General features: G+C 75.3%; 14 protein-coding genes. 5 read left to right on the plus strand and 9 right to left on the minus strand.

Translation table 11 applies throughout. From position 1 onward, the window contains the following. Positions 1-47: 47 nt before the first annotated feature. Entirely contained in the window at positions 48-1,319 is a 1,272-nt protein-coding gene (hemW, locus tag ACFWDO_RS04905; RefSeq protein ID WP_380316006.1) for a radical SAM family heme chaperone HemW, read from the minus strand. After that, positions 1,319-3,193 (minus strand): translation elongation factor 4, encoded by a 1,875-nt coding sequence (gene lepA / locus ACFWDO_RS04910; protein ID WP_380316002.1) that lies wholly within the window; start codon positions 3,191-3,193, stop codon positions 1,319-1,321. The genes hemW and lepA overlap by 1 nt, the downstream gene beginning before the upstream one ends. A gap of 125 nt (positions 3,194-3,318) precedes the next feature. Here lepA and ACFWDO_RS04915 point away from each other — a divergent pair, with 125 nt between their 5' ends. From ACFWDO_RS04915 to rpsT, 4 genes are all read left to right on the plus strand, one after another. Continuing rightward, positions 3,319-4,137 carry a maleylpyruvate isomerase family mycothiol-dependent enzyme gene (locus tag ACFWDO_RS04915; protein ID WP_380315999.1) on the plus strand — a complete coding sequence of 273 codons (819 nt, stop codon included), beginning with the start codon at positions 3,319-3,321 and terminating at the stop codon, positions 4,135-4,137. A 62-nt stretch (positions 4,138-4,199) separates the two neighbouring features. Beyond that, complete coding sequence (locus ACFWDO_RS04920; protein ID WP_380315996.1) at positions 4,200-5,042, plus strand: alpha/beta fold hydrolase; 843 nt, start codon at positions 4,200-4,202, stop codon at positions 5,040-5,042. A 21-nt stretch (positions 5,043-5,063) separates the two neighbouring features. Beyond that, positions 5,064-5,627 carry a type II toxin-antitoxin system PemK/MazF family toxin gene (locus ACFWDO_RS04925; protein WP_380315993.1) on the plus strand — a complete coding sequence of 188 codons (564 nt, stop codon included), beginning with the start codon at positions 5,064-5,066 and terminating at the stop codon, positions 5,625-5,627. Positions 5,628-5,868: 241 nt separating this feature from the next. Then, positions 5,869-6,129 (plus strand): 30S ribosomal protein S20, encoded by a 261-nt coding sequence (gene rpsT, locus ACFWDO_RS04930; RefSeq protein ID WP_380315990.1) that lies wholly within the window; start codon positions 5,869-5,871, stop codon positions 6,127-6,129. A gap of 261 nt (positions 6,130-6,390) precedes the next feature. Here rpsT and holA read toward each other — a convergent pair whose 3' ends face one another. The 5 genes from holA to aztD all read right to left on the minus strand — a co-directional run bounded on the left by holA (position 6,391) and on the right by aztD (position 13,830). Then, positions 6,391-7,425: a DNA polymerase III subunit delta gene (gene holA, locus ACFWDO_RS04935; RefSeq protein WP_380315987.1), complete on the minus strand. Its 1,035-nt coding sequence runs from the start codon at positions 7,423-7,425 to the stop codon at positions 6,391-6,393. 96 nt (positions 7,426-7,521) lie between these two features. Beyond that, positions 7,522-10,290, minus strand: coding sequence for a ComEC/Rec2 family competence protein (locus tag ACFWDO_RS04940; RefSeq protein WP_380315984.1), 2,769 nt, complete (start codon positions 10,288-10,290; stop codon positions 7,522-7,524). Next, the gene (locus ACFWDO_RS04945) at positions 10,287-11,465 is read right to left on the minus strand and encodes a ComEA family DNA-binding protein (RefSeq protein WP_380315981.1); all 1,179 of its coding nucleotides are present in this window, start codon (positions 11,463-11,465) and stop codon (positions 10,287-10,289) included. The genes ACFWDO_RS04940 and ACFWDO_RS04945 overlap by 4 nt, the downstream gene beginning before the upstream one ends. A gap of 82 nt (positions 11,466-11,547) precedes the next feature. Continuing rightward, complete coding sequence (locus tag ACFWDO_RS04950; RefSeq protein WP_380315978.1) at positions 11,548-12,426, minus strand: DegV family protein; 879 nt, start codon at positions 12,424-12,426, stop codon at positions 11,548-11,550. 69 nt (positions 12,427-12,495) lie between these two features. Next, positions 12,496-13,830 (minus strand): zinc metallochaperone AztD, encoded by a 1,335-nt coding sequence (aztD, locus tag ACFWDO_RS04955; protein WP_380315975.1) that lies wholly within the window; start codon positions 13,828-13,830, stop codon positions 12,496-12,498. A 190-nt stretch (positions 13,831-14,020) separates the two neighbouring features. Here aztD and ACFWDO_RS04960 point away from each other — a divergent pair, with 190 nt between their 5' ends. Beyond that, the gene (locus ACFWDO_RS04960; protein ID WP_380315972.1) at positions 14,021-15,868 is read left to right on the plus strand and encodes a helicase HerA-like domain-containing protein; all 1,848 of its coding nucleotides are present in this window, start codon (positions 14,021-14,023) and stop codon (positions 15,866-15,868) included. A gap of 24 nt (positions 15,869-15,892) precedes the next feature. Here the strand turns inward: ACFWDO_RS04960 and ACFWDO_RS04965 are convergent, their stop codons facing one another. Together ACFWDO_RS04965 and ACFWDO_RS04970 are read right to left on the minus strand one after the other, a co-directional pair. Further along, positions 15,893-18,370 (minus strand): glycogen/starch/alpha-glucan phosphorylase, encoded by a 2,478-nt coding sequence (locus ACFWDO_RS04965; protein ID WP_380315969.1) that lies wholly within the window; start codon positions 18,368-18,370, stop codon positions 15,893-15,895. A gap of 9 nt (positions 18,371-18,379) precedes the next feature. Next, a complete protein-coding gene (locus tag ACFWDO_RS04970; protein ID WP_380315966.1) occupies positions 18,380-19,888 on the minus strand; it encodes an MFS transporter in 1,509 nt (502 codons plus the stop codon). Between the last annotated feature and the right edge of the window lie 12 nt (positions 19,889-19,900).

Here is a 19,900-nt window from a genome sequence, read left to right on the forward strand (position 1 = left end):
GCCCTGTCTCGGTCCCGAGACAGGGCCCAACGCCCGCTCACAGCACGTCAGGGGGTGAGCTCGCGGACCACGGAGTCGGCGAGCAGGCGGCCCTGGCGCGTGAGCACGACGCGGCCGCGCACCGCGGCGACGCCGTCGAGCAGGCCGCGCGCCACGAGCCCCGCCACCGCCGCGCGGCGCGAGGGGTCCAGGGCGTCGACGTCGAGGCCCTCGCGCACCCGCACGCCGAGCAGCACGCGCTCGAGCTGCGCCTCGGCGGGCGTGAGCAGCTCCCGGCCGGCGCCCGGCGAGGAGCCCTCCTCGAGCAGCGCCGCGTAGCGCCGGGGGTGCTTGACGTTCCACCAGCGCACGCCGGCGTGCGCGCCGTCGCCCGCGCCGGGACCGCCCGCCCCCGCGACGTAGGAGTGCGCGCCGGGCCCGACGCCCCACCAGTCGTCGCCGCGCCAGTACGCCCGGTTGTGCCGGCAGGCGTGCTCGGGCCCGCGAGCCCAGTTGCTCACCTCGTACCAGCCGAGGCCGGCGGCGGTGAGGAGGTCGTCGGCGAGCTCGTACTTCGCTGCCTGGTCGTCCTCGTCGGGCAGAGCCAGCGCGCCGCGACGCACCTGGGCGTGCATCTTGGTGCCCGGCTCGACGACGAGGGCGTACGCCGACACGTGGTCGACGCCGGTGTCCAGCACGGCCTCCAGGGACGCCCGCCAGTCGTCGAGGGACTCCCCCGGCGTCCCGTAGATGAGGTCGAGGGAGACGTCGAGGCCGGCGTCGCGCGCCCAGGCCACGGCGTCGGGCACACGCCGCGGGTCGTGGGTGCGCTCCAGCGTGGCCAGCACGTGCGGCACCGCGGACTGCATCCCGAACGAGACCCGGGTGAACCCGGCGTCGGCGAGCACGCGCAGCGACTCGGGCGTCACCGAGTCCGGGTTGGCCTCGGTGGTCACCTCCGCGTCGTCGGCCAGCCCCCACGCGTCGTCGACGCCGCGCAGCACCCGCGCCAGGTCGGCGGCGGGCAGCATCGTGGGCGTGCCGCCGCCGAAGAACACGGTGGCCACGGGGCGGCCGCCCAGGCCCGCGTCGTCGAGCACCCGGGCGGCCAGCTCGACCTCGCGCAGCGCCGTCGTCGCGTACGCCGCCTGGTTCGCGCCGCCCCCCAGCTCCGACGCCGTGTAGGTGTTGAAGTCGCAGTACCCGCAGCGCACCGAGCAGAACGGCACGTGCACGTACACGCCGAACGGTCGGGCCGCCGCGCTCCCCTCGGCCGGCCGCACCCAGCCCGGCAGCGCGCCGTCCGCCGGGACGGGGACCCCGTCAGGCAGCGCGGGCACTACTTCTTCTTGTCCTTGGCGTCCTTGCCGCCACCGCCGTCGGAGGAGAGCGCGGCGATGAAGGCGTCCTTCGGGACCTCGACGGACCCGATGTTCTTCATGCGCTTCTTGCCCTCCTTCTGCTTCTCCAGCAGCTTGCGCTTGCGGCTGATGTCGCCGCCGTAGCACTTGGCGAGGACGTCCTTGCGCATCGCGCGCACCGTCTCGCGGGCGATCACGCGCGCGCCGACGGCGGCCTGGATCGGCACCTCGAACTGCTGGCGCGGGATGATCTCCTTGAGCTTCGCCGTCATCATGACGCCGTAGTCGTACGCCTTGTCCTTGTGCACGATGGCGCTGAACGCGTCCACCTGCTCGCCCTGCAGCAGGATGTCGACCTTGACGAGGTCGGCCGACTGGTCGCCCGAGGGCTCGTAGTCCAGCGACGCGTAGCCGCGGGTGCGGGACTTGAGGTGGTCGAAGAAGTCGAACACGATCTCCGCGAGCGGCAGCGTGAAGCGCAGCTCGACGCGGTCCTCCGACAGGTAGTCCATGCCGAGCATCTGGCCGCGGCGGTCGTTGCACAGCCCCATGACGGTGCCCACGAACTCGCTCGGCGCGAGGATGGTCGCGCGCACGACGGGCTCGCGGACCTCCTTGATCTTGCCGCCGGGGAACTCCGACGGGTTCGTGACCTTCACCTCGGTGCCGTCGTCGAGCGTGACGTCGTAGACCACGTTCGGCGCCGTGGAGATGAGGTCGAGGTCGAACTCGCGCTCGAGCCGCTCGCGCACGATCTCCAGGTGCAGCAGCCCCAGGAAGCCCACGCGGAAGCCGAAGCCCAGCGCCACCGACGTCTCCGGCTCGTAGTTGAGCGCGGCGTCGTTGAGCTTGAGCTTGTCGAGGGCGTCGCGCAGCGCCGGGTAGTCCGTGCCGTCCACCGGGTACAGGCCGGAGAACACCATCGGCTTCGGGTCGCTGTAGCCACCGAGCGCCTCGTCGGCCGGCTTGGCCATGTTGGTGACCGTGTCGCCGACCTTCGACTGGCGCACGTCCTTCACGCCCGTGATGAGGTAGCCGACCTCGCCGACACCGAGCCCCTTGGTGGGGATGGCCTCGGGCGAGATGACGCCGATCTCGAGCAGCTCGTGCGTGGCGCGCGTCGACATCATCGCGATGCGCTCGCGCGGGTTGAGGTTGCCGTCCACGACCCGCACGTAGGTGACGACGCCGCGGTAGGTGTCGTAGACCGAGTCGAAGATCATGGCGCGGGCCGGGGCGTCGGGGTCGCCGACCGGGGCCGGGATCCGCTCGACGATGCGGTCGAGCAGCGCCTCGACGCCGGCGCCGGTCTTGCCGGAGACCTTGAGCACGTCCTCGGGGTCCCCGCCGACGAGGTTCGCGAGTTCCTCGGCGTACTTCTCCGGCTGCGCGGCGGGCAGGTCGATCTTGTTGAGGACCGGGATGATCTCGAGGTCGTTCTCCATCGCCAGGTACAGGTTGGCGAGCGTCTGCGCCTCGATGCCCTGCGCCGCGTCGACCAGCAGGACGGCGCCCTCGCAGGCCGCGAGCGAGCGGGAGACCTCGTACGTGAAGTCGACGTGCCCGGGGGTGTCGATCATGTTGAGCGCGTGGGCCTGCTCGCCCAGCTGCCACGGCATGCGCACGGCCTGCGACTTGATGGTGATGCCGCGCTCGCGCTCGATGTCCATCCGGTCGAGGTACTGCGCCCGCATGGCCCGCGGCTCGACCACGCCGGTGAGCTGCAGCATGCGGTCGGCGAGCGTCGACTTGCCGTGGTCGATGTGCGCGATGATGCAGAAGTTGCGGATGAGCTCCGGCGCAGTGGCGTTCGGCTCGATGCGCGCGCTGAGCGCGGGTCCGGGGATGGGCAACGCGATCTCGCTCCGTCAGGGTCGCTGGGTGGGTGCCGTCGGTGGTGGCGAGGCCCGGCCATTGTCCCATGCCCGCCGCCGCCCGGACCTCCCGCGACGCTCGCCGCCCCGCTAGCCTCGGCGCCATGCGTGAGACCGCCGCTCCGACCCCCCGCCCCGAGGTCGACCCACGCACCGGACGGCGCACGGACGGCGGGCCCGAGCCCGACCGCCTCGCGCTCCTCGGCGGGCTGCAGAGCGAGTTCGCCGCGGCCGTGGTCGCCGTCGATCCGGACGCCCTCGTCCCGGCGTGCGGCGACTGGCGGGCGCGCGAGCTCGTCGTGCACCTTGCCGGCGTCCACCACTGGGCGGCCGGGATGGCCGTGGGCGACCCGTCCCGCTCGGAGGACCTGACCGCGCCGGACCTCGCGGGACCCGACGGAGGCGCCGCCGCGCTCGCCGCCCTGTACCGCCACCACGCGGCCGCGCTGCTCGCCGCGCTCGAGGACGCCGGGCCGGACGGCGCGGCGCTGACGCTCGTCGGGGACGGCCCGGCGTCGTTCTGGTGGCGACGGCAGGGCCACGAGACCCTCGTGCACCTGCACGACCTGCACGCCGCGCGCGCCGGCTCCGGGCCGGCCGCCCTGGGCGCGGTCGACGTCGAGCCCGGCGTGTGGGGCGACGCCGTGGACGAGGTCGTGACGATGGTCCAGCCCCGGCAGGTACGCCTGGGGCGGATGACCCCGCTCGCCGACGCCCTGCGCCTGGAGGCGAGCGACCTCGGCTGGTCGTGGACGGTGGGTGCGGGTTCTGCGGGTGCAGCACCCGACGCCGTCGTCCGCGCGCCGGCGCGCGGGCTCGCCCTGCTGCTGTGGGGGCGCCTGACCCTCGCGGAGGCGGGCGCCGTCGTCGAGGGCGATGCGGCCGCCGCGCGTCGCGTGCTGGACGCGCCGCTCGTCCCCTGACCTCGCGCCCGTCCAGGGGCGCGCGACCGATGAGTCCGCTGGGACCGCCCGGTCCACCCGCCATGACCCACGACACGACCGGCGACACGACCGCCGCGCCCACGTCCACACCCACGCCCGTGTCCACGACCACCGCCACGACGGCGGTCGGCGACGTCATCACCGGCGACGTGCGCGGCACCGGCCCCGCGGTGGTGTTCGTCGCCGGCGTCGGGCCGTTCCGCGCCGTCGACCCCGTCACCACCCGGACGGCGGAGCTCCTCGCCGACGCCGGCGTCGCGACCGTCGTCTTCGACCGCCTCGGCCGCGGCGACTCCCCCGCCTCCGGCCGCCTCGACCTGGACCGCGAGCTGGCCGCCGTCGCCGCGGCGATCGACCTCGCGGGCGGGCCGGCGGTGCTGTGCGGGCACTCGTCGGGCTGCGCGATCTCGCTGCGCGCGGTGGACCGGGGCCTGCCCGTGACCGGGCTGGCGCTGTGGGAAGCGCCCCTGGAGCTCGGCGCCGAGGAGACCCGCGCCTGGGCGGCGGAGATCGAGCGCCGCATGGACGCCGGCGACCTCGAGGGCGCCACCGAGCACTTCATGAGGGACATGCCTCCGGAGTGGCTGGCCGGGGCGAAGGCGTCGGCGGGCTGGCCCGCGATCGCAGCGTCCGTCGTTTCGCAGCGCGCCGACGCGCAGGCCCTCACCTGGGCCGCCCGTGCCCTCGCCGACGGCGGGCTGGCCCGGGTCGAGGTGCCGCTGCTCGCCCTCACGGGCGTCGACACGTTCCCCGGGATGCCCGAGGCGGCCGCCCGGCTGGCGGACGCCGTCCCGGACGGCACGGCCGAGACCCTGGCAGGCGCCGAGCACTCGTGGGACCCGGAGGCGATGGCGGCCCGCCTGGCGCGGTTCGTGCTCCGCTGAGGCGCCCGTAGGCTGTCGGCCGTGGCGAACCGATGGCTGACCCTGCTGGTGGACGTGCTGCGGTCGGCGACGCGACCGTCGTCGCGCGGCACCTCCCGCCCGACCACCACGACCCGGCCCCGCGGGCGGTCGTCGTCGCCCGGACGGACCCCGGCGGGGACCGGCGCCGGCTACCCCGGCGACTACACGGGCACCGTGAAGCCCGTGTACTCGCCGCGGCTCGACGGTGCACCGGACCCGGGCGAGGTCGTGTGGACCTGGGTGCCGTTCGAGGAGGACTCGGACAAGAGGGACCCGCGTGGCAAGGACCGCCCCGTCCTCCTGATCGGTCGGGACGGTCCCTGGCTCCTGGCGCTCCAGCTCACGAGCAAGGACCACGACCGGGATGCGGCGCAGGAGGCCCACTGGGGCCGCCTCTGGATGGACATCGGCACGGGAGCGTGGGACTCGCAGGGTCGGCCGAGCGAGGTCCGGCTCAACCGGATCATCCGCGTCGACCCCGCGAAGGTCCGCCGCGAGGGCGCGGTGCTCGACCGGAGGACGTTCGACGCCGTGGTCGCCGCGATGCACCAGGCGCGGCGCTGACCTGCGCACCAGCCCCGGACCGGTGCCCGGACCGGGCGCTGTTGCGGTGCGGTACGCCACAGCCGGCGGCGGTTCTGTGGGCGAGGGCGCCTCTGCTATCGTTGATGTTTGCGTGTCCGCCCAGGTCGGCGGGCACCGCCGCAGTTCCTCTCCACGGGTTCCCCACCCCAGTCCCGGAGCTGTGGCCGCCCTCTACGACCTATCCGCTCGCCGGCAGGCGAACACACCAGGAAGTCCACACGTGGCAAACATCAAGTCCCAGATCAAGCGCATCAAGACGAACGAGAAGGCGCGCCTGCGCAACAAGGCCGTCAAGTCTGAGCTGAAGACGTACGTGCGCAAGGTGCGCGAGGCCGTCGCCGCCGGCGACAAGGAGGCCGCGACCACCGCGCTGACCGCTGCGTCGCGCAAGCTCGACAAGGCTGTCTCGAAGGGCGTCATCCACGCCAACCAGGCCGCGAACCGCAAGTCGGCCATCGCGAAGTCGGTCGAGGCTCTCTGAGTCGTCGCGCTCCGTCCGCCTGACGGCGGGCAGGCAAGACTTCGAAGGGCGTCGCACCTCAGGGTGCGGCGCCCTTCGCGCGTCCCCGGGGCCACACCGCACCTCGTTCAAGCTCGGCGACGTCGTCCGAGATCTGCCGAGGTAGTCCGAACCTTGCCGAGGTAGTCCGAACCTTGTCGAGGTAGTCCGAACCTTGTCGAGGTAGTCGACTACCTCGGCGGGATCCGGACTACCTCGCGGGCTCGGCCACGACGACCGACGTCAACCACGGCGGGACCGGGCGATGGTCAGCACGGCCTTCTCGACGGCGTAGACGGGGTCGCGCCCGCCGCCCTTGACGTCGGCGTCCGCCTGCGCGACGGCGCCGATGGCGATGGCGAGCCCCTCGGGCGTCCAGCGCGACAGGTCGCGCTGCGCGTTGCGCACCTGCCAGTCCTGCAGACCGAGCTCGCGCGCGGTGACGGCGCCGCCGCGGATCGCCGCAACGCGGGCCAGCGTGCGCAGCCGCAGGGCGAGGGCGGCGACGATCGGGACCGGGTCCGCGCCGGTGGCCAGGGCGTGCCGCAGGAGCGCGACGGCCCCCCCGGCGTCGCCCGCGACCGCGGCGTCCGCCACCTTGAAGCCCGTGGCCTCGACGCGCCCGCCGTAGTACCGGTCCACGACGGCCTCGCTGATCGTGCCCGCCGTGTCCGCCACGAGCTGGGAGCAGGCGGACGCGAGCTCCCGCAGGTCCGTGCTGAGGGCGTCGACGAGCGCGCGGACGGCCGCGGCGTCGGCCCGGCGGCGCGCCGCCCGGAACTCGGCCGTGACGAACTGGACCTTGTCGGCGTCCTTCGTGATCGGGTCGCACTCGAGCACCGGGGCCCCGCTGGCGACGATCGCGTCGAGCATCTTCTTGCCGCGCTGCCCGCCGCCGTGCACGACCACGACCACCGTCTCCGGGTCGGGGGCCGCGACGTACGCGACGACGTCCGCCACCAGGTCCTCGGTGGCCGCCTCCGCGCCCCGCACGACGACCACGCTGGGCTCGCCGAAGAGCGACGGGCTGGCCGCGACCGCGAGCTGGCCGGCCGCGTACGCGCCGCCCTCGAGCTCGGCCTTCTCGGTGGCCGCGTCGCGCTCGCGTGCCAGGCCGACGATGCCGTCCACCGCGCGCTCGGCGAGCAGACCCTCCGGGCCGCGCACCAGCAGCACGGGCGCCAGCGTCGGGTCGTCCCAGGGGCGGCTGTTCGCCGCCGCGGACCGGCTGCCTCGGCGGGGGGAACGGGACTGGCGGGAGGCGGGGGCGGCGGGCACGCCCCCAGCCTGCCACGAACGACCGACGCGCCCGGCCTCCCGCACAGCCCCGCACTCCCCGCCCGCACGCCTCCCCGTACAGACCGCCCGCGCTCCCTACCCGCAGGCCAGGCCGATCTCCTCGCCCTGCGGCACCAGGGCGGCGGTGCCGCACTCGTCGGTGCGGACGAGGGCGGACCCGACCGACGCGTACAGCTCCAGCGCGTCGTCGGTGGGGTGCCCGTAGGTGTTGCCCGCGCCCACGCTGACCAGCGTCACCCGCGGAGACAGGTGCCGGGCCAGGGCCGCCGACTGGGACCGTGAGCCGTGGTGGGCCATCTTGACGACGTCCACGTCCGCCGCCCGCCCGAACGCCACGAGGTCGGCGGCCAGGGCGTCCTGTCCGGGCCCCTCCAGGTCACCGAGGGCGACCAGGTCCAGCCCGCCCGACGTCCACAGCTCGAGCGCGACGCTCCCCTCGTTCGCTCCGCCGGCCTCGTCGCCCGACCCACCAGAGCCGCCGTCCGACCCGCCACCAGCCCCGTCCCCACCGCCCGCGTCGCCCGCGGCGGCGAGCACCTGCCACGCGACCGAGCCCGCCGTCCCGGAGTCGCCCCGCGCGGCGTCGCGCACGGGCACGCCCGCCTCTGCGAGCTGCGCCCGCACCGCCGCGGCCTGCGCGGCGGGGTCGTCGAGCGGCGAGACCAGCGCGGACGTCACCGTCCGGCCCCGCAGGACGGGGGCCAGCCCGCCCACGTGGTCGGCGTGGAAGTGGGTCAGCACGAGCAGGTCGATCCGCGTGACGCCGAGCCGGTCCAGGCAGGTCCCCGCGTCGCTCGAGTCCGGACCCACGTCGACGACCACCGCCGATGCCGGCCCGGTGCGCACCACGAGCGAGTCCCCCTGCCCGACGTCGCACGCGGTGACCTGCCAGTCCGGCGGCGCCCGGTGCCCCGCCGCCACGAGCCGCGGGACCGCGAGCACCAACGCGGCGACGAGGGCGGCCCCCGCCAGGCCGGCGAGGCCGGCGACGGCCGCGGTCCGTCGGCGGCCGTGCCGCGCGGCCGCCCGCCGGACTCGCCGTCGCACCTGCCGGACCGCGCGGGGCCCGGCATCGCGCCACTCCCGTCGCCAGCCCTCCCCCGGCGGGCGGCGGAGCACGAGGAGCAGCCCGGCGGCCGTCAGGAGCGCGAGGGCAGCGGCGCCCAGGAGCCCGCCGGACCACGGCAGCCGGGCGCCGGGCACCGCCGCGAACGCCTGGGCGACAGCCGCGATCCACGCCGTCGCGCCGCCCGCGAGCCATGCCACGGGGAACGCCAGCCCCGGAGCCCGCGGCGCGAGCAGCGTGGCCACGAGCCCGAGCACGGTGGCGGGCACCAGCGCGGGCGTCGCCAGCAGGTTGGCCGGCACCGACATGAGGGGCACGTGCGGGTCGAGGAGGAGCAGGACGGGCCCGCATGCCGCCTGCGCCGCCCAGGGCACCGCGAGCGCGAACGCCAGGGGGCGGCCCGTCCACGGCGCGAGCCGCCGCGCCAGCGGCGCGGCCAGCAGCACGAGCCCGGCGGTGGCCGCGCACGACAGGACGAACCCGTAGGACCGGGACAGCCACGGGTCCACGACGAGCAGCGCCGTCGCCGCGGCCGCCAGCGCAGGTGCGCCCGACGACGGTCGTCCGAGCGCGAGCCCGAGCAACGCCGCCGCGCACGTCCACGCCGCCCGCAGCACGCTGGGCTCCGGCCGCACGAGCAGCACGAACGCGGTGGCCGCGAGCACCACCAGGGCCACCCGCACGCCACGCGGCGCCCGCACCAGCGCGCACAGTGCGGTCAACGTCGCGACGACGACCGCGAAGTGCCCGCCCGAGACGGCCGTGATGTGGGTGAGGCTCGTGGCGCGCATCGCCTGGTCGACGTCGTCCGGCAGGCGGCTCGTGTCGCCGACCGCGACGCCGGGCACCAGGCCGCGCGCCTGGGGGGACAGTGGCGCTGTGACGTCGAGCAGCGATGCCCGCAGCGTGTGGGTCGCGCGGAGCACGGCGGACGGCGGCGCGCGCTCGGCGACAGGCCTGGCGGCGGTGAGCCGAGCCAACGGCCCGTCGCCGCCGGCCACCGGGCGCAGCACCCCCGTCACCACCACAGTGGACCCGAATCGCGGGGCAGGGCCGTCCGCGGTGACCTCCACGAGCCCCGCGGCGCTGGACGCCGTGCCCCGGCCGGCCGCCTCGTGGACGGAGACCACCCACCGATACCCGGTGCCGAACACCGCGGGCCGGGCCTCGGACGCGACCCGGCCGACCAGCTCGGTGCGAGCGCCCTGCGCGGCCAGCTCGCGCAACGGGGCCTGGCGGGCCGTCTGCGCGTGGGTGCCGAGCCCCACGGCGGCGATGCACACCAGCACCAGGACGGCCTGCGCTCCGCCCCACCGGCCGACACCCGTCCTGGCCCGCCCCGCTGTCCTCCATCCGGCCTCCCTCCGTTCGGCCCCGGCCCCCGCGCCGGGCGGGGCGGGCACGCCGGCCGGCGCTGCAGCGGCCACAGCGGCACGCACCATGGCAAGCACCGCGACGAGGCTCGCCGCGAGTACGGCAGCGAGCACGACCCCGCGCGCCCACCCCGTGGCGGGGCCCGTGAGCGCCCAGGCCGCCGCCCAGGTGGCCAGGGCGGCGGGAACCAGGCGCAGGTCCACCCGCCGGGCCGGCGCACCCGCACGGGGGACCTCGGCCCCGCCGGCCGGCACGACGTCCCCCTCCCGCATCTCGCCCCCCACCTGAGCGCCGTCCCCGCCCGCGGCGACCTCCCCCGCGCCGGCCGCGACGACGCCGCCCGCGCGGATCACACCGCCCGGCGCGGGGCCGCCGACGGGCACCACCGGTCGGACCACGGTCACAGCCGGACCAGGTCGCGGACCTGCCCCAGCACCGACGGGCCGATGCCCGACACCTCGTCCAGCTCGTCGACGCTCGTGAACGGTCCGTGCTGGTCGCGCCACTGGATGATCCGCCCGGCGAGCGCGGGCCCGATGCCGGGAAGCTCCTCGAGCTCCGCGGCACCGGTGGAGTTGAGCGGCACGAGCCCGCCGGCGGCCGCACCCGTGCCGGCGCCGGTGTCCGCCCCCGTGCCGTCGTCGGCGCCACCCACCGCGGGCCCCTCGCCCGGGCGAGGCACCCGGATCTGCTCGCCGTCGACGACCGCGCGGGCGAGGTTGAGCGCGGCGGTGTCCGCACGCTTCGTGGTCCCTCCGGCGGCGGCCACCGCGTCCGCCACGCGGGCCCCGACCGGCACGGTCACGAGGCCGGGCTCGCGCACCTCGCCCACGACGTGCACGACGACCGTCCCCGGGGCCGCCCCGTCGCCCGCGACGCCGTCGGCTCCCGGCGCCGGCGCACTCGACCCTGCGGGGCCTGCGGACGACGGCGGGCTCGAGGCCGGGGCAGAACCCGCCGGTCCCTCTGCTGCCACCCCGGAGGCCGTCGGGTCGTCGGCCCCCACGAGGGTGATCACGTCGTCCGGGCGCAGCGTCGCCACCACCGCGACGACGACGGCGACGAGGAGCACCGCCACCGACGCCACCACGGCGGCACGCAGGCCCAGGGACCAACGTCTCCGGCTGCGGCCAGGCCCGGCGCGGTCGGAGTCGTCGGCATGGTCGGCACGGTCGGCAAGGTCGGCATCGTCGAGCTGCACGTGTCCGTGCGCGGCGGCGTACGCGGCGGCCACGTGCCGCGCCGACCGGCGGGCGCGCAGCCGCGTGGCAAGCTCGTCGTCCTCGTCGGGCCCGGACGGTGGCGGGACGTCCCGACCCGGCACGGGGTCCCCGTCGACGGCGTCCCGCCCCTCACCGGCGCCGGCCGCGGCCGCCCCTCGGACCGCGTGCCAGGCGGCCAGCCGCGCCGCCGCCTCGTCCAGGGCCGACGGCTCCCCGCCGAGAGCTTCGCGGCGCAGGCCCTCGTCGGGCACGTCGCCGCCGGAGAGGTCGCCGTCGGGCAGATCACCATCGCTGTCGTGCGGGCCGAGGGGCGCGGCGCCGGTGCCCGCGGGGTGGTACGGAAGAGTCGAGGTCACGCGGTGACGCTAGGTCCGCGCCGCTTCCCGTCGACCGGTCGGCAGCACACCTGTGGACGACGCCGAGCTGGGGGCAGGCTCCTCAGCCCGCGAGGCCGCCGCCGTGACCTGAAAGCTCGGTGACGACGACGGCGAGCGCCCCGGGTCCGGCGTGCGCGCCGAGCACCGCGCTCACGGGTGTGACGACCGGCTCCGCGCCGCAGCCGTCCCGGAGCCGCGCGGCGAGCTCGGCGGCCCGGTCCGGCACGCCCAGGTGGTGCACGGCGACGCCGGGCTCCTCGCACGTCTCCGCGCGGCGCAGCGCCAGCTCGACCAGCCGGTCCGTCGCGGCCCGGCGCGTCCGCACCCGCTGGGCCATCTCCAGGCGCCCGTCGCGGACGGCGAGGATGGGCCGCACCCCGAGCGCCGTGCCGAGCGCCGCCGCGGGCGCGGACAGGCGGCCTCCGCGGCGCAGGTGGTCGAGGGAGTCGACGAGGAAGATCGTGGTGCTCGACGCCGCCACCTGGCGCGCCCGGGCAGCGACGGTCGCGGCGTCGTGGCCGGCGGCGGCGCACCGCGCGGCCTCCCGGGCGGCGAACCCGAGCGCCATCGCCACCGTGCGGGAGTCGATCGCCTGCACCGGGATCATGCTGCGCTGCCCGGCGCTCGCCGCCACCCGGACCGTGCCGGACAGGTCCCCCGACAGGTGCACCCCCACCACGGCCCGCGCGCCGTCGGCGGCCAGGTCCCGGTACACGGCGGCGAACTCCGCCGGCGCCGGCTGCGACGTGCTCAGGCGCTCGCCCGCGGCGATCCGTGCGGCGACCTCCTCGGGCGTGATGTCGACGCCCTCGCGCCACGACTCCTCCCCCGCCACCACCCGGAGCGGGACGACGACGGGAGTGTCGGCGCCGACCACGCCCGCGGGCAGGCAGGCGGTCGAGTCGGTGACGACGCGGACGGCGGGCGGGTCGGTGAGCATCGGCGGGGAGTCTACCGACGCCGCCCGGGCGCGCCGGGGAGCACCCGGACGCCCGGGGGCGACGGAGGGTCAGTCCCGGTCGTGCGCGTCGTGCGCGTCGTGCGCGTCGTGCGCGTCGTCGTCGTGGCCCGGCTCCTCTGCCGCGCCCGGCACGCCGGAGATCTCGTTCGGCACGACGTCCAGCGTGGTGGACTTCCACACCGAGCGGGTCTCGACGTCGACGGCGTGCACGGACCGCGTGGCGGGGTCGGTCACGTAGACCGAGCCGTCGAGGGCGAGCACGGCGGGCCGCGGCTCCTGCCACTCGGCGGGCTCCTCCCAGGCGTCGATGACCGGGATGGACGCCTCCAGCTCGCCGCTGTCCGGGTCGATGACGTGCAGCGCGCCGTCCGTGCCGAGCACCAGCGCCTCGCCCTCGTCGCCGCGCGCGAGCGAGCGGAACGTGTAGCTGGCGGGCAGGTCGACCAGCGACAGCGCCGCCGTGCGCGTGTCGACCAGGGACACCCGCGTGGGCCGCTCGAGCTCCGCGTCCGGGTCCACCTTGTAGTCGCCGAGCACGACCGGGGAGGCCGCGGAACCGGCCTGATTGCCGATGCGGCCGTAGGCGTCGGGGGCGTCGACCTTGGTCAGCTCGCCGCCCGCCCAGACGAGGACGCCGTCCTCGCAGCCGAGCACGACGGCCTCGTCGGCCGCGACCGCCTCCCCGTGGACGCCCGGGCACGCGTCGCTCGCCGCCACCTCGTGGTCGTCGGCGTCCAGCACCCGCACGCCGGAGCGCGACTCCTCGGTGCCCTCCGTGACGACCAGCGTGTCGTCGGCGAGCGCCACGGCCACGCCGTGGTGGGCGGACGGCGTGGTGAGCTCGCGCACCGGCGCCTCCCCCTCGGCGACGTGCGCGGCGTCCAGCACGGTCACCTGGCCGGTCCCGTCGTCGAACAGGGCCGTGCGGCCGTCGTGCACGACGACGTGCCCCGGCTCCTGGGCGCCGTAGATGACGTCGGTGAGGCGCGGCTCGGCGCGCCAGTAGTGGTGGTGGTCGCCGTGCGCCTCGCCCCAGGCGCCGAGGTCGAGGGCGCGGAATCCGCCGGTGGTCGAGGCGAGCAGATGACGCCCGTCACCGGCGGGGTTGAGCCGGGTGAAGCCGTCGAGCGGCAGGTCGGCGACCTGCTCCAGCGTCTGCGCGTCGAGGACGACGACTCCGCCCTCGTACGTGAGCGCGAGGCGCGGCGTGGGCGCGGGTGCCTCGGTCGCGGACGCCTGCGCCGGCGTCGTCTCCGGGGATCCGGCGGGGTCGGCGGCCGGGTCGGCGGAGGCGCAGCCGGCGAGCACCGCAGGGACGGACAGGGCGAGCCCGAGCGCCGGCAGGCGGCGGGCACGCAGGCGGTGACGGGTAGGCGAAGGCATAGGTGTCTCCAGGGTCGGGCGGTCGAGGACGCAACTGAGAACGCTTCTCAAGTGCGCGATCAGTGAAGCAGATGTGAGAATCGTTCTCAACTCCCGGACGCCCTCGCGCTCGACGCACCCGCCTCGGCGCCCTGCCCGGAGAGGCCCGCTCGTCGCGCAGGCCGCCCCGCCGCGCGCTAGCGTGCGGCGCATGGCCGAGGGGACACCGCGCACCGACGACGCCGGGCTCGCCGCGCTGCGGGCAGCCGCGGCCCAGGCCGCGGCGGAGGCAGCCGAGGCCAGGGCCGCCGCCGCGCAGGCTGCCCTCGAGGCGGCGGAGGCCGCGAGCCGGACGACGGCGCCGGCACCCGCCGCGGAGCCCACGCCCACCGCCGCGACCACGCGCGCAGCCACACCTTCGCCGGCCACGGCCACACCGGCGACGCCCGACAGCGAGGCCGCGGCACCGGCGTCGTACGCGGACGAGGTGCGCGCCGGCTACGCGTCCGACGGCCCCACCCTGCCGCTGGGCGCTCTCCTCTCTGGCCCGCTCGGCGGCGACCCCACCCCCGACCCCACGGTCCAGGTGGGTTTCCCCCTCGCGACGCTCAACCGGCACGGCCTGGTCGCGGGCGCGACGGGCACCGGCAAGACGAAGACGCTGCAGGGCATGGCCGAGGGCCTGTCGGCCCAGGGCGTCCCGGTGTTCCTCGCCGACGTCAAGGGCGACCTGTCGGGCCTGGCCGTCGCCGGCCCGGACGACCCGAAGGTCGCGGCGCGGGCCGCGAGCGTCGGGCAGGAGTGGTCCCCGACGTCGTACCCGGTCGAGTTCTACTCGCTCGGCGGCCTGGGCACGGGCGTCCCGATCCGCACGACCGTCACCGACTTCGGGCCGCTGCTGCTGAGCAAGGTGCTCGGGCTCAACGCCACGCAGTCCTCCAGCCTCGAGCTGATCTTCCACTGGGCCGACGCGCAGCAGCTGGCGCTGCTCGACCTCAAGGACCTGCAGTCGACGATCGCGTACCTCACCTCCGACGAGGGCAAGGCGCAGCTCAAGGGCATCGGCGGCGTGTCCGCGGCGACGGCGGGCGTCATCCTGCGCGAGATCGTGGGGCTGCAGGCGCAGGGCGGCGACGTGTTCTTCGGCGAGCCCGCGTTCGAGACGTCCGACCTGCTGCGCACCGCCCCGGACGGGCGCGGGCTGATCTCCGCGCTCGAGCTGCCGGGGGTGCAGGACCGACCCGCGCTGTTCTCCACGTTCCTCATGTGGCTGCTGGCCGAGCTGTTCCAGGAGCTCCCGGAGGTGGGCGACCCCGACAAGCCCCGGCTCGTGTTCTTCTTCGACGAGGCGCACCTGCTGTTCACGGGGGCGTCGAAGGAGTTCCTGCAGCAGGTGGTCCAGACGGTGCGCCTGATCCGCAGCAAGGGCGTGGGCGTCTTCTTCGTGACCCAGTCCCCCAAGGACGTGCCCGCCGACGTGCTGGCCCAGCTCGGCAACCGCGTGCAGCACGCGCTGCGCGCCTTCACCCCCGACGACGCCACGGCGCTGCGGGCGGCCGCGCGCACCTTTCCGACGTCGCCCTACGACCTCGAGCGCCTGCTGCAGTCGCTGGGCACGGGCGAGGCCGTCGTCACCCTGCTGGACGAGAAGGGCGCGCCGACCCCCGTCGCGTGGACGCGGGTGCGTGCCCCGCAGGCCTCGATGGACCCCGCGCCGCAGCAGGTGCTGGACGCGGCGGTCGCCGCGTCGCCCGGGCAGGCGCGCTACGGCGCCGCCGTCGACCGGGAGTCCGCCTACGAACTGCTCCAGGCGCGCGCCGCGCAGGACGCCGCCACCCGGGAGGCGGCCGAGCGCGCCGCCGAGCTGGAGAAGGAGGCGGCGCAGGCGCGCAAGCAGGCGGACGCCGACGCCCGCAGGGCGCAGAAGACCTCGCGGCCGTCCGGCTCGACGTCGCGCAGCGGCTCGCGGAACCCGATGGACGCCATCCTCACGACCGTCGGCACCACGCTGGCGCGCGAGATCACCCGCAGCGTCTTCGGCACGCGCCGCCGGCGCTGAGACGACCCCGGGCCCCGACCCCCGTCAGCCGGCCGTGAGCGGCGCCGCGTGCCAGATGCGGTCGAGGTAGTCGCGCATCGAGCGGTCGGAGGAGAAGAAGCCCGAGCGTGCCACGTTGAGCACGGCCGACCGGCTCCACGCGTCCGGGTCGGCGTACGCGCGCTCCACCCGCTCCTGGGCGTCGAGGTACGCCTGGTAGTCCGCGAGCACCATGAACCGGTCCTCGCTGAGCAGGTTGGACACGATCGGCTCGAAGACGGACGCGTCGCCCCCGGAGAACGTGCCGCGCGCGACCAGGTCCAGCGCGCGGCGCAGCGACGGGTTCTCCTCGTAGTACGTCGAGGGCCGGTACCCCGCCTCGGCGATGGCGCTCGCCTCGGGCTCCGTGAGCCCGAAGAGGAAGAAGTTGTCGTCGCCCACGAGCTGGCGGATCTCGACGTTCGCGCCGTCGTCCGTGCCGATGGTCAGCGCGCCGTTGAGCGCGAACTTCATGTTGCCGGTGCCGGACGCCTCCTTGCCGGCCAGCGAGATCTGCTCGGACAGGTCGGCGGCCGGGATCAGCGTCTCCGCGACGGTCACGTTGTAGTTGGCGGGGAACGCGACGCGCAGCACGCGCGAGATGTCCGGGTGGGCGTTGACGACGGCGCCGACGTGGTTGATCAGCGCGATGATCTCCTTCGCCATCACGTAGCCCGGCGCCGCCTTCGCGCCGAAGACGACGGTGCGGGGCGTGACGTCGCCGATCTCCAGCTCGCCGGAGGTCATGCGGTCGTACAGCGTCACGACGTGCAGCAGCTTGAGGAGCTGGCGCTTGTACTCGTGCAGGCGCTTGACCATGACGTCGAGCATCGTGGCCGGGTCGATGGCGATGCCGTCCCGGGCGGCCAGCAGCGACACCAGGCGGTCCTTGTTCGCGGCCTTGACCTCGCGGAACCGGCGACGGAACTCGGCGTCGTCGGCGAGCGGCTCGAGCTCGCGCAGCCGGTCGAGGTCGGTGACCCACCCGTCGCCGATCGCCTCGGTGATCAGGCCCGACAGCCCCGGGTTGGCGAGCTTGACGAAGCGTCGCGGCGTGACGCCGTTGGTGACGTTCGTGAACTTCTCCGGCCAGAAGGCGGCGAAGTCGGCGAGCACCTTGTCGCGCAGCAGCTGCGAGTGCAGCTCGGCCACGCCGTTGACCTTCGAGCCGCCCACGGTCGCGAGGTAGGCCATCCGGACCGACCGCTCGGGGTGCTCCGCGATGATCGACATGCGCCGCACCAGCAGCTCGTCCCCGCACGAGCGCTCGCGCACCTGCGCCAGGAACTCGTCGTTGATGCGGTAGATGATCTCCAGGTGGCGCGGCAGGAGGCGCCCGACCAGCTCGACCGGCCAGACCTCCAGCGCCTCCGGCAGCAGCGTGTGGCACGTGTACGCGAAGCAGCGCTGGGTGACCTGCCACGCGTCGTCCCACTCGAAGCCGCGCTCGTCCACGAGGATGCGCATGAGTTCGGGGATCGCGATGACCGGGTGGGTGTCGTTGAGCTGGAAGACGATGCGGTCGGGCAGGTCGTGCAGGTCGAACCCCGGCGTCAGCAGCTGGTCCAGGAAGTCGCGGATCGAGCACGCCACGAAGAAGTACTGCTGCTGGAGCCGCAGCTCCTTGCCCTGCGGGGTGGAGTCCTCCGGATAGAGCACCTTGGAGATGTTCTCCGCGAACGTCTGCGCCCTGACGGCCTCGGCGTAGTCGCCGTAGTTGAAGATCTTGAGGTCGAAGGCGTGGGTGGCCCGCGCGCTCCACAGCCGCAGCGTGTTGACCCGGCCGTTGCGGTAGCCCGGCACCATGTAGTTGTACGGGACGCCGAGCACCTGCCAGCCGGGCACCCAGCGCGAGCGCTCGCGGCCGTCGTCGTCCGTGTACTTCTCCGTGTGCCCGCCGAACCCGACGGTCACCTCGTGCTCGGGGTGCGCGAACTCCCACGGCGCCCCGTTGTCCAGCCAGGTGTCCGGCTCCTCGACCTGCCGGCCCGCCTCGAACCTCTGCCGGAAGATGCCGTACTCGTACCGGATGCCGTACCCGATCGCCGGCACGCTCATCGTCGCCAGCGAGTCGACGAAGCAGGCCGCGAGCCGCCCCAGCCCGCCGTTGCCCAGCCCGGGCTCGACCTCGACGGCCCGCAGCTCGCCGAGGTCGATCCCGAGGCTGGCCAGCGCCTCGGCCGCGACCTCCTCGAGGCCCGTCGCGATGAGCGCGTTGTCGAGCTGGCGGCCCAGCAGGTACTCCGCCGACAGGTACGCCACCGCCTTGGCCTGCGTGCGGTACTGGCTCACGGTCGTCTGCATCCACCGGGACATGAGGTAGGTCCGCACGGTGCGCGCGAGCGCGAGGTACCGGTCGTTGGCCGTGGCCCGCTCCAGGATCGTGCCCTGGGTGAAGTTGAGCTCGTGCAGGTACTCGCGCACGAAACCCTCGACGGTCGGCTCCGGGCTGGTGATCAGAGGCGTGGTCTCGGTCTCGGTCACGTCCCGACACTACACACGGGCCGCGGCCGCCGTCCCTGCGTGCGCGACGGCCGGGGCGGCGAGGGTCGTCGCCCGGTGCTCGCGCGCGCCCCTGGTCCGGAACAGGGCGGCGGCGAGGAGCGCGCCGACCACGAAGATTCCCGCGGACCACGTGAAGGCGACGTCGTAGCTGTGCACCGCGGCCTGCGCGGCGACGGCCGGCGTCGCGGGCAGGTGGCCCGTGACCCAGGACGTCGCGGCGGTCGCGGCGAGCGTGTTGAGCACGGCCGTCCCGATCGCGCCGCCCACCTGCTGGGAGGTGGAGACCATCGCCGACGCGACGCCCGCGTACGGCCCCTGCACGCCGACGGTCGCCGTCTGGATCGACGGCGGCATCACGCTACCGAAGCCGATCCCGAGGAGCACGAGCGCGGGCAGGACGCCGGTGGCGTAGGTGCTGTCGACGTCGAGCCGCGAGAGCCACAGCATCGCCACGGCGCAGATCGCCAGCCCGACCGGGACCAGGACCTTCGCGCCGAGGCGCGGCAGCGTGACGTTGTTGGACACCTGCGCCGTGGCGACGAGGGCGAGCACCATCGGCAGGAACGCCACGCCCGTGCGCATCGGGTCGTAGCCCATCGTCGCCTGTAGGTAGTAGGTGAGGAACAGGGAGACGCCGAACATGCCGACGCCGGCCACGAAGATCGCGACGTACGAGCCCGCGCGGTCACGGTCGCGCACGATCGACAGCGGCAGGAGCGGCTGCGCGGCGCGGGCCTGCCACCGGACGAAGGCCACGAGCAGGACGACGGACGCCACGAGCGGGCCCCAGGTCCACGGCGAGCCCCACCCCTGGGGCTCCGCCTGCGAGAAGCCGTACACCAGGAGGAACAGCCCGCCCGAGCCCAGCGCGACGCCGGGCACGTCGAGCCGGTGCCGGCGACGCTGCTCGCCGCGGGGCAGCAGCACGAGCCCGGCGACCACGGCGACCGCCGCGAACACGAGGTTGACGTAGAGGTTCCAGCGCCAGTCGAAGTTCTGCGTGAGGAACCCTCCGAGGAGGAGGCCGACAGCGCCGCCCACCCCGGCGATCGCGCCGAAGACGCCGAACGCGCGGCCGCGCTCGGACGGCTCGGTGAAGGTGGTGGTCAGCACCGAGAGCGCCGACGGTGCGAGCACCGCGGCGAAGACGCCCTGCAGCGCGCGGGCCGCCACGAGCATCTCGAAGCTCTGCGCCGCGCCGCCGAGGGCGGACGCCAGGGCGAAGCCGACGAGGCCGACGAGGAACGTGCGGCGGCGGCCGAGCAGGTCGGACATGCGGCCGCCGAGCAGCAGGAGGCTGCCGAAGGCGAGCGCGTAGGCGGTGACGACCCACTGGCGGTCGTTGTCGCTGAAGCCCAGCTCGGCCTGGGCCGACGGGAGGGCGATGTTCACGATGGTCGCGTCGAGCACGACCATGAGCTGGGCGATGGCGACGGTCGCCAGGACCAGCCAGCGGCGGAGGTCCGAGGCGCGCGACGGCGCCGGAGGTGTGGTCATGGAGGATGCTCC

Source organism: Isoptericola sp. NPDC060185, from assembly GCF_042728595.1.
Lineage (GTDB): Bacteria > Actinomycetota > Actinomycetes > Actinomycetales > Cellulomonadaceae > Isoptericola.